Annotated in this window: 3 protein-coding genes; 1 reads left to right on the plus strand and 2 read right to left on the minus strand. The window is 36.0% G+C overall.

What is annotated here, in order from left to right:
- Positions 1 to 221 precede the first annotated feature (221 nt).
- Positions 222 to 422 carry a hypothetical protein gene (locus BG74_RS15495; RefSeq protein WP_244267088.1) on the plus strand — a complete coding sequence of 67 codons (201 nt, stop codon included), beginning with the start codon at positions 222 to 224 and terminating at the stop codon, positions 420 to 422.
- 873 nt (positions 423 to 1295) lie between these two features.
- Here the strand turns inward: BG74_RS15495 and BG74_RS19265 are convergent.
- Complete coding sequence (locus BG74_RS19265) at positions 1296 to 1739, minus strand: MFS transporter (RefSeq protein WP_187202448.1); 444 nt, start codon at positions 1737 to 1739, stop codon at positions 1296 to 1298.
- Positions 1740 to 2557: 818 nt separating this feature from the next.
- Positions 2558 to 2764, minus strand: a complete 207-nt coding sequence (locus BG74_RS15500; RefSeq protein ID WP_066595829.1) for a hypothetical protein — start codon at positions 2762 to 2764, stop codon at positions 2558 to 2560.
- Positions 2765 to 3286: the final 522 nt, after the last annotated feature.

Genomic DNA, 3286 nt, shown 5'->3' on the forward strand with positions numbered 1-3286 from the left:
TTTTTTTTAATTAATTTTTCTTCTTCCTTCCAATTTCAAACTTACTCATCAGCCATTTTCTATCGAGGATTTTTACTACGTAGCCGGAAATTAAATATCCGCTTCCGGTCACGACTCCCGAAATCACGACGTTCGAATAAACTTTGTCGTTTACGATTCTTTCCTGACAGTATTCTTCGAAGACGTTCGTCTTCTGCAGATTCGTTAGAACGAGTTCGCAAATGTTGGAAAAGATGGTGGAATTGGAGGAGAATTTTTCCATTTCGATGGCGTACGTAAATAATTCGGGCGACCACAATCGAATGGTGTTCGCGCTGAAATTGTTCAATTCAATTCAATTCAATTTATTCGATTTTCGAGAATCACACGAAGGGGGAAATGAGGGGATGGGAATGGGGGTGGGGGCGAGGGTAAGCAATTGAATTTCACGCAGGCGTTTCAAACGGTAAAATTATCTATCGATTCCGGCAAGTTCGCTTTTGCACCTTTCATCACGTCTGCGTGATCGTCTTCTATAATTCTAACGCATGTCTGCCAGCATTTATATTTCCTCCATTATCATCATCATCATCGTTATTATTTTTTTCCTTTCATCCGATGAGATGCGAGGATGCTTTTTCAGCTCTCTTCCCTCCGTCGATATTCATGAAAAAAATATGTAATTGAAATGCATCAAATGCAAAGTGAGAATAGATAGGCGCGCGGTTAGCTTAAATAAAAAGAATAGATGAGAGGTAAATCGATTGCAGATGGGGATCAAGGAATTTCAAAATTAATTTTTTTGCTTGCAATTAGAAGACAAGCGATGAGTAGAACTTTTATTATGCATTAGAGATGCGTTATTCATTATTTATAAATGATTTTTTTTTTACGGGATGAAGATGACGTAATAAAACAAAAAAAAAATCAAATTTGAAAAAGGCAATTTCAGACAAAGAAAAATGAATTCGACCTGATGGAGAGATGTGAATTTTTCATCAAGGTTACTCTCCTCACTTTGACTTAAGGATCGAATCATTGAATTCTTCGACCATTTCTTACCTCAAGAGAGTGAAAAATTGTATCGTGCAGGGAAGGAGAGTAATCAAAAGGTAAGGTTTTCCAAAAATGGGCATCACTTGCTTCCATCCGGTCCACATCATTTGAGCGAAAGAAAAATTTTTCTTTTTCAATTCGTATTCGTCGTTCGTTTTTTCCATTTTCAAACTTTTAATCTGAAAAAAAATAAAAATAAAAAGATTAAAAACGGAAGGAAGGAAAATTAAGCGAATCGATCAAAAAAAGTCGATTACGAATTATTCGAATCGATTGAATTCAATTCGGACCGGAAATGATTCGGCCGATTTTCCGGTGTTCATTGAATAAATCCTTTTGAAAACTTTCATGGCTTCTTCGTTTCGATTTTGATGCATCAGAAATTTGGGACTTTCGTCGAAGAAAAGAAGGCAGAGGAAAGCCATCGAACTGGGAATCGCACTCAGAAGAAGAAATATCCTCCAGCTGGGTAATTCTATGTATCCGTTCAAGAAGACGAAACGAACCGGAAGCGGAATGATCAGCCATGCTAAAACTTCAAATCGAATTCGAATTTTTCGGTCGTTAATCGATCGGAATGGGTAATAAAATAATTGATTTTTTTTTCGAAGGGATTTCACCCACGTGGTAAAACGATGACTCCGGCCGAAGAAAAAATTCCCATGCCGACGGTGACGCTGGCGCGATATTTGTTTGCGTGACATTCGGCTACGTACGAAGCCAAAATGACAATCAGACTCGAATTTCTTAAGGAGCAATCGAAAATAAAATAAAAAGAAGAAATCAAATAGAAAATCAATCGTGTTTTAATGAATCTCGAGACTCACATGAGACCGGAGAAAAGCTTCGAAATCAGAAGGAACGAATAATTTTGAGCGAATCCTATTAAAATGCAGAAGAATGCATCCAATGCGAATCCTCCCACGAGAACGTTTCTCCTGCCCACGGAATCGGAAAGGATGCCCCAGAAAATCGAGCTGAAGATCATGCCTGAAAATGACGGGGATTTGGCGGATGAGGGTGTGGGGGTGGGAGAATTAATCGATCGAACGGATAAATCGCGATGAAATTTTCATTTCGCCATTATTGATTTTCATTACCGAAGTAAACGATCGAATTGAGCATTCCCTTGTCGAAATTGGTCAGATTCAATTCGCATTCTGCAGAAGGCAAAATGAGGGACATCGTCGTCGTCGTGTACATTCCCGACATGTAACCCCATAAGGCTATGATTAAAATGAACCAATTGTACTTTCCGTATTCTGAAAAAAAAAAAAGTAGAAAATATCGACGTCCGTCGTGATTATCGTATAAATCGTATAAGGATATATTTTGTTAGGGGGAGGGGGAACAGACAATCGAGACCGCGACAAACAAATCCCGGGAAAAATTCGTCATTTTTTTCTTTTTTTTGGTCATATCGAATTCCAAGTTGAAAGATATGAAATTCCACCATTTTATTCATATTATTTAATAATATTTTTAATTTCAGTTTATGATTTAAATTAATTTCAATTTAATTTCAATTTTTTTTTATTTTGCCTTTTCGATTTGGGACATCTCGAAGAATTGATTCAGTGATTCCTACGAATTTCCTCTCTCTCTCTCTTTTTGTATAGCTCTTTTTCTGTCTCTCTCTTTCTCTGTTTCTCTCCTGCTGCCATCCCTCCACCATCTTTTCTTCTTCCTCATCATTGCATTGTCCTGCTGCTTTCTCTCTTCCGTCCACCTTCTAATCGTGTTTCATACTTTTTCGATTCCTTTTCCATTTGGGTTTTTCGCGAGACAGGGAATTGCGCTTTTAATTATCATTATTATATTGTTTTCTGCTTTTGTTATATATTGCTTATATTGTTTGTTTCCTTTTGCTGGTTGAAATTTCTTTTGAGCCGATTTTGATCGAAAAAAAAAAAAAATTAACTTTTTCTTCTTCGAGTTTTTACCGAAGGATTCCTAATTAATTTTTTTTTCAAGCCGCGGCAGCCATAGATTTATATGTATATACGAAATAATAATATGTATATAATGTATATAAATACAACGTAATAATGTATACAATGTGTATATCGCGAAGGAAATAATAATATTACTGATAAATTTTTTTTTTTTAAATTGAAATGGAAATTTTTGAATTCGTTCGCTGCTGGCCAGTCGATAATTTAATTTGATGAATATTGAATTTAAATTGTATCAGGTTCGTCAGGTATTACGTGGATCATTAGAATTAATTTCTCGACGTAAAAAAAAAAAA

The organism is Sodalis-like endosymbiont of Proechinophthirus fluctus, from assembly GCF_001602625.1.
GTDB lineage: Bacteria > Pseudomonadota > Gammaproteobacteria > Enterobacterales > Enterobacteriaceae.

What these genes read in the sequence shown, in the direction of transcription:
- BG74_RS15495 (WP_244267088.1), top strand. Translation starts at nt 222, where the DNA reads ATGTTGGAAAAGATGGTGGAATTGGAGGAGAATTTTTCCATTTCGATG.
- BG74_RS19265 (WP_187202448.1), bottom strand. Translation starts at nt 1,739, where the DNA reads ATGTCACGCAAACAAATATCGCGCCAGCGTCACCGTCGGCATGGGAAT.